Consider the following 1717-nt stretch of genomic DNA (forward strand, 5'->3'; position numbering starts at 1 on the left):
CCCCGGGCCCGGGCCCGTCCGCTCGCCCGCCTGGTCCGATCGGGCGAGCCCCCGCGCCGTCGCCGTACGGGCCGCCGCAGCTGCGGCCCCTCCGTTTCGGCGGTATCTCGGCGGTCACCCGGTCGGTGACGGCCGCCTTGATCCTGGGGTCCTCGGCCAGCGGGGCCATCGTCGCGAGGTAGCGGTCGGTGTCGCTGATCCCGGACCGTGCCCAGAACGCGAGGGCGCCGAGCGGGGTGAGCGCGCAGGCCGGCACGATCAGGAGGGCGGCGAGGAAGGAGCGGACCCGGTGCCGGGGCGGTGGGCGTTCCGCCGGGCGCAAGGTCGGCCCGGCGGTCACCTGTTCGGCGAGCCGTGCCTCCTGGGCCTCGACGGCGCTCAGCCGGGCCCGCAGCTCGGCCAGTTCGTCGCCGGGCCCGCCCTCGGGCCCGGCGCCGGGTTCGCCGGTCGGCATGCCGGGCTCCGTTCCTCCGATGGGTGCATACCAGGAGACAACGGATCAGATCGGACGGCCAGTCGGGAGGGGCGGTGGCCGGAGCGGGCCCGGAACGGTTCAGGCCGGCCCCGGAACGCGGAAAGCCCCTGGTGGTTCACCAGGGGCTTTCCGGAGGAAGGGGTGGACTCAGGCGGTCGTCTCGGGCCGCTTGGTCTCGGTGGCCTTGGTCACGTTGGTCGGCGTGACGGCCGGGCGGTCGGCGCTCTGCTGGGGAGCGGTGGCGCCCTGCTGGGGAGCGGCGGTGCTCTGCGCGGTGCCGGCCGCGGCGTCCGCCGGGGTGTCGTCCTCGCGCATGGCCTTCGTCTCGGCCTTCAGGATGCGCATGGACTTGCCCAGGCCACGGGCCATCTCGGGCAGCTTCTTCGATCCGAACAGCAGGATTACGACCGCCAGCACCACGAGAATGTGCCAGGGCTCAAGACCGTTCCGCAGCATCCCTGGCCACCGGTCCCTTCTTGTCAGGAGTCATGGCGGGCGCTAGCGCCCGTGCTGGCCAGTATGCCTGTACCTGACGGCGAACGGATACACCAGCCGGGAAACGCTGGCCAAAAACCAGGTGCCGTTCGAGCGGATCGCGAGCGCGGCGGCACCGGCCCGGCCGGACGCGGGTGCCGAAGCTCACACCCGGCCGACCGCGTCGGGGCGTTCAGTGGACGAACGGCACCATGCGCTTCGTCACCCGGCGGTACTGCGCGTACTCGCTCCCGAAGGCGTCCAGCAGCAGCCGCTCCTCGGCGGAGATCCGCCAGCCGTACGCGGCGAACAGCAGGGCCGCGACCACCAGGGCGGCCGCCCAGCTGCCGGTGCCGACCGCGTAGCCGACCCAGACCAGCAGGCTGCCGGTGTAGCCGGGGTGCCGGATCAGCCGGTACGGGCCGGTGCGGACCAGGCGCTGGGTGTCCACGGTGCGCAGGGTGCGGGTGTAGTAGCGGCCCAGGGTGCGCATGCCCCAGGCCCGCAGCGCCAGCCCGGCGGCCACCAGGGCCACCCCGAACCAGGCGGCCCAGGAGGGCAGTTCGCCGATCCCGGCGCGGTCGAACAGCACCACGACCAGGACCGACAGGACGTAGCAGCCGAGCAGCAGCCGGGTGGACCCGCGGTCGCGGCGGTCGGCGTGCCAGGTGCCGGCGGCGGTGTCCTCGCGCCGGCGCAGCAGCAGCTCGTAGGCGACCCAGCAGAGGACGCCGAGGAGGGAGAGGAGGGCGGGCAGGGACATGAGGG

2 protein-coding genes and 1 pseudogene are annotated in these 1717 nt (G+C 74.0%); all 3 read right to left on the reverse strand.

The annotated features are described in order from the left end of the window. Window positions 1-454, reverse strand: a pseudogene (locus ACIQOV_RS40355) (hypothetical protein); the annotation flags it as partial. A 168-nt stretch (window positions 455-622) separates the two neighbouring features. After that, window positions 623-931, reverse strand: coding sequence for a Sec-independent protein translocase subunit TatA (tatA, locus tag ACIQOV_RS40360; protein WP_359910355.1), 309 nt, complete (start codon window positions 929-931; stop codon window positions 623-625). A gap of 211 nt (window positions 932-1142) precedes the next feature. Next, window positions 1143-1717 (reverse strand): methyltransferase family protein (locus tag ACIQOV_RS40365; protein ID WP_401055975.1); only part of this gene is annotated, 575 nt, incomplete at its 5' end.

The sequence above is a fragment of the Kitasatospora sp. NPDC091257 genome, assembly GCF_044757675.1.
Classification (GTDB): domain Bacteria; phylum Actinomycetota; class Actinomycetes; order Streptomycetales; family Streptomycetaceae; genus Kitasatospora; species Kitasatospora lactacystinica.

What these genes read in the sequence shown, in the direction of transcription:
- tatA (WP_359910355.1), bottom strand. Translation starts at nt 931, where the DNA reads ATGCTGCGGAACGGTCTTGAGCCCTGGCACATTCTCGTGGTGCTGGCG.